Raw genomic sequence first — 5,445 nt, forward strand, 5'->3', positions numbered from 1 at the left:
ATTCTGGCACTTCGTTGTTAAGAAATAGGTTTCTTTAAATTGTCCATTCAAGCATGCGCCATGAGTCTGTCCAAACAGGCTCTTGGCGCTGCTTTCTTCATTTATCATTTGTATCAACTACCTTTTTTATGTGGTCGTTCATTCATAAGCATCTGCAAGGCTTCCTTTCCCTGCTCTTCGCCATTGCCGTAGCGCTCTTTTGGGCTTTTCCTTACCGATGCGCACTCAGCTACCAAGAGCAGTATCAGCTGTTTCTCTTCACCCCGTCCTACTTCACCGAGCGCATCAGTGTGCCGGGTGGACTGGCTGACTATGTGGCCGAGTTCATCTCCCAGTTCTACTATGTCTATGCCTTAGGAGCCATTCTCCTTGCCCTTGTCTTCTTTAGTCTGCAACGACTCACATGGGTGCTGATGCGCCGCAACGGCGTGTCGCCATCGTGGTATCTGCTGAGCTTCATCCCCGCCATTTCCCTTTGGGCGCTCATGGGCAACGAGAACGTGCTGCTCTCCTTTGCCATTGCCTTACTCGGCATGGAAGAGCTGATGCTCCACTATATCATCGTGCGTGACCATAGCCGTGGTTGGATGGCTCCGGCCATATATCTGCTCATCGCCATCCCCGTGGGTTACTGGCTGGTGGGACCGGTCGCAATCGGATTAGCATTGGCAACCGGGTTCCACAGATCCTCCTCCACTCTCTCAAAGAGAGAGGGAATGAGCAATTCACAAACACGCCCACACGCCTCCTCTACAAGCATGAGCCCGACACAAGTCCAATCCTTTGCCGAGAAGAAGGCGGAGCACAAGCCGTTGGTGACGCCAGTGGGATGGATGCTGCTGAGCGTTCTCTACTTCGTGGCTGTTGTCTGGCTGTGCGGACGCTTCTTGCAATATCCTTATTACAAGTTGTTTGGTGGCATCAACTACTTCCGCTATCCCGGCATCATCCCCGTGATGCAATGGGTAGTGGCAGCACTGTTTGCCCTGTTGCCCCTCGCAGCTTCCTACCTACCACGTTTGGAGGGAAAGAAAGCCATGCGCACCGAAATAGCTCAGATTGTCGTCATCGTGCTTGCCGCCGTGCCTCTGCTGCGCCTCAGCTTCGACCGTGCCACCTACGAACTCATTGATTACGACTATCTCGTGCGCATCCACCAGTGGCAGCGCATCATAGAGAAAGCCGAGAAGCGGCAGGCCTCCTCACCGATGAGCGTGAGTTGTGTCAACCTCGCCCTTGCCATGCAGGGGCAGCTCTGCGACCGTCTCTTCGAATTCTATCAGAATGGTGCTGAGGGCCTCTTCCCCACATTCACCCGCGACATGACTTCCCCGCTGCCCACTGCCGAGGCGTTTTATCAGCTGGGCATGGTCAACGATGCCGAGCGCTACACCTTTGAGGCTCAGGAAGCCATCCCCAACTATCGCAAAAGCGGACGCCTGACGCGCCGCATCGCCCAGTGCGAGATCATCAACGGCAACTATGCCGTGGCCGCCAAATACCTGCGCATGCTTGAGAACAGTCTGTTCTACCGCCAGTGGGCCCGTAGTCAGGAGCGTTTCCTCTACAACAGTGCCGCTGTCAAAGCCGACCCGGAGTACGGCCGTCTGCGCGACATCCGCATCAAACATCACGACTATCTCTTCAGCGATCAGGAGATGGATCAGATGCTCGGCCTGTTGCTCGTCGACAACAAGAAGTACGACAACCGCATGGCCTACGAGTATCTCATCGCCTACGAACTGCTTCAGCGTGACCTGGACCGCTTCATGCAGTACTATCCCCTGGGGCGCTTCGTGCAGTTCGACCATATTCCCTACGCTATCCAGCAGGTGCTCATCGGCTCGTGGCTGCAACGCCACAACACGCTGCAGGGCATGCCCTACAGTGTAGACCGGCAGAATGTCGACGCCACAGTGGCCTTCATCCGTGCTTATATGACCAACCGCAACGATCCTGCCCTCAACCGGCCGCCTCTCGCCTACAACGCTTGGCACTATCTGCTCATGAGCGGCAATACCAAGAAGAAGGGCAAGGAGAAGATGCAGACCATCTATTGATAACCTTTTAGAACAACACAGAAATGAAGAAAATAAGTTTCATTATCGCCTCATCGCTTGTTGCGGTCGTCTGTCTTAGCCTCGGACTGTTGACCTCGTGCAGTAGCAAACCCTCCAACGCTACGCCTGTCAACGTTCTGCCAAGGATTTTTCCTGACTATGCCGGTACAACCATCCCCGTGGACATCGCACCCCTCGACTTCAGCGCGGTGGGCAGGGATGCCGAGTCCATGTACGTCGTGGTGAAAGGTTCGAAGCGTGGCAAGATGGAAGCCAGCGGCGACTATGCCGACTTCGACGTTGATGGGTGGCACCGTCTCACCGAAGCCAACAAAGGCGGAAAGCTCGTGTTCTCGGTATACATCAAGCGCGGCGGCGAGTGGAAGCAATATCGCGACTTCACGGTCAATGTCTCCTCTGACCCGCTCGGCGAGTGGGGACTCACCTACCGCCTTATTCCTCCCGGCTACGAAGTCTACGGCAAGATGGGACTCTACCAGCGCAACCTGAGCAACTTCGACGAGCAGGCCATCCTCGTCAACACTGCCGTGCCCGGTGCTTGCCTCAATTGTCATACAAGCAACCAAACATCGCCCGAACAGTTCACCTTCCACATCCGTGGTGCCAACGGCGGCACGCTCATCTCGCAGCACGGACGCGTGGAAATCCTTAAAGCCAAAAACGACTCGCTCAAAGGCTCGATGGTCTATCCCTATTGGCACCCGTCAGGACAGTGGGTTGCCTATAGCACCAACCAGACTCATCAGAGCTTCCATGCCGTCCGCAGCGAGCGCATCGAAGTCTTTGACCAAGCCTCCGACGTGCTCATCTATCATCCCGCCACTCATCAGATCGTGCTCAACCCAGCAGTGATGACGAAAGACCACTACGAAAACTACCCCGTGTTCTCGCCCGACGGACGCACGCTCTACTTTGTCTCCTCTACGGCATGGGACATCCCGGCACACTATAAAGACATCAAGTACAACATCTGTCGCGTAGGCTTTGACCCGAAGACCGGACACACCGTAGGCAAGATCGACACCATTTTCAACGCCCGTCTGATGGGAAAGAGTGCCAACCATCCGCGCCCATCCTACGACGGCCGTTTCCTGCTCTTCACGCTGAGCGACTATGGCTGCTTCCCCATCTGGCACAAGGAGGCCGACCAGTGGCTGCTCGACTTGCGCACGATGAGCGCCCGCCCACTCACGGAAATCAACAGCGAGAACACCGACTCGTGGCACAACTGGAGCCGCAACAGCCATTGGATCGTCTTCACCTCACGACGCATCAACGGCTACTATACCCAGCTCTATCTGGCTCACGTCGACAGCCGCGGACGCATAGACAAGCCTTTCCTGCTGCCTCAGCGCAATCCCTGGCTCTACTACGACCGTCAGCTCAACAGCTACAACACGCCCGACTTCACCCTCCGCCCCGTCCGTCTCAACGCCCGTAAGGCTGCCGATGGCATCCGCAGCGAGCAGCGCGTGGCGACGGAAATCAAGTAAGAAACGCCAAAGAGGCTGCTAATAGAAGGAACCTACTTAAAAGAAACGATTACTACAGCTCATCGTTTTTTTTAGATGAAACGATGGTAAATTGAAAAAAATGACGTAAGTTTGCAGTAGAATCATAAAAGGCAGGCACAATGAAATATCCTATTGGCGTACAAGACTTCAAGAGCATCAGAGAGGACGGCTATGTTTATGTAGATAAGACGGCACTGGTGTATGATCTGGTGACCCGCGGCAAGATCTACTTTCTTAGCCGTCCACGCCGATTTGGCAAGTCTTTGCTTGTCTCTACGCTGAAATATTATTTTGAGGGGCAGCATAGTTTGTTTCATGGGTTAGCAATAGACAGTCTGGAGCATGAGTGGAAGAAATACCCTGTATTCCATCTTGACTTCAATGGTTCTTCCTTTCAGGATGCGTCAGCGTTGCGTGATATGCTTACCACCTTCGTTGCCGGAAAAGAGCGTCTCTATGGGGGTAACCCCGACGCCATCACGCTGGGAGACCGCTTCGCCGGCGTTTTGCATGCAGCACACGAGAAGACAGGGCTCCGTGCTGTCGTGCTTGTCGATGAATATGACAAGCCTATCCTCGACGTGCTGGACACGGGACTGACCATGAACAGTGGGCCGGAAGGGCAATATGTGGAGGATAGCAACCGAGAACTGCTGAAAGGTTTCTATTCTGTCTTTAAGAAGGCTGATGCAGACCTAAAGTTCGTGTTGTTGACAGGTGTCACTAAGTTTGCACAAGTCAGCGTGTTCAGTGGCTTCAATCAGCCTAATGACATCAGCATGGTGTCGAAATACGATGCTTTATGCGGTATCACGACAGACGAGCTCAATACAGTGTTTGCTGACAGTATCGCTGACTTGGCGCAGGCCATGGGGCGCACTGTAGAGGAGACACGCAAAGAGTTGCAGCGCCACTACGATGGTTATCATTTCAGCAGCCGCATGACAGACATCTATAATCCCTTCAGTCTGCTCAAGGCCTTTGACAATCTTTGTATCGGCGATTACTGGTTTCAAAGCGGCACTCCGACCTATCTCGTACGCCTGCTCAATCACTGCAATGAGAATCTCAACGAGATGGTAGGAGAATACTACGACCCACAACAGTTTATAGACTACAAGGCAGACATTGAGCAACCTTTGCCCATGATATATCAAAGTGGCTACTTAACCATCAAGGACTATGACAGCGACTTGGGACAATATAAACTTGACTTGCCCAACGACGAGGTAGCCAAGGGGTTTGTCTCGTTGCTCTCAGCGGATTATCTAAGGACTAAGGAGAGTCCTATCACTATTTGCTCACAAATGGTAAGGGCGCTGAAAAATGGAGATTCGGATAGATACAGAGATATCCTCACAGCTTTCTTAGCCAGTATTCCCTATTCAGCGAGAAGAAAAGAGAATGAAAGAGAGCGTGAGCGCTATTTCCAATATACAATCTATCTTATCATGAGGCTGGTGAGTGTCTATACTGTTTGGCAAGAGAAAGAAACGAGCCAAGGCCGCGCCGACTTTGTGATAGAGACCGAAAAATACATTTATATCATCGAATACAAGTTAGATCGCACAGCAGAAGAGGCTCTCACCCAGATCGAACAAATGGGATATGCACTCGAATATGCCAACGATCACCGTACGCTATATAAAATTGGATGCAATATCAGCAGTAAAACAGGCACTGTTGCAGGTTGGATATGCAGGAAATAGTCTTTCAAAACATTTTCTGTGTGGTGATGTCCGTACTAATATTCGTTAAATAATTAGTTGCTCTTTTGTAATCTTCTAAAATACAGCTACTTTTATGGAAAAAACCAAGCCAATGTTACTCAAAGACTTCTTCAATAGATT

3 protein-coding genes are annotated in these 5,445 nt (G+C 52.1%); all 3 read left to right on the forward strand.

Translation table 11 applies throughout. The features are described 5' to 3' along the window. Positions 1 to 128: 128 nt before the first annotated feature. Positions 129 to 2,060, forward strand: a complete 1,932-nt coding sequence (locus tag FYJ73_RS15370; RefSeq protein WP_154535618.1) for a DUF6057 family protein — start codon at positions 129 to 131, stop codon at positions 2,058 to 2,060. Positions 2,061 to 2,083: 23 nt separating this feature from the next. Further along, complete coding sequence (locus FYJ73_RS15375) at positions 2,084 to 3,574, forward strand: TolB family protein (protein ID WP_154535619.1); 1,491 nt, start codon at positions 2,084 to 2,086, stop codon at positions 3,572 to 3,574. Between the two features lie 140 nt (positions 3,575 to 3,714). Then, entirely contained in the window at positions 3,715 to 5,304 is a 1,590-nt protein-coding gene (locus tag FYJ73_RS15380; RefSeq protein WP_154535620.1) for an ATP-binding protein, read from the forward strand. Positions 5,305 to 5,445 lie beyond the last annotated feature (141 nt).

The organism is Hallella mizrahii (assembly GCF_009695775.1).
Lineage (GTDB): Bacteria > Bacteroidota > Bacteroidia > Bacteroidales > Bacteroidaceae > Prevotella > Prevotella mizrahii.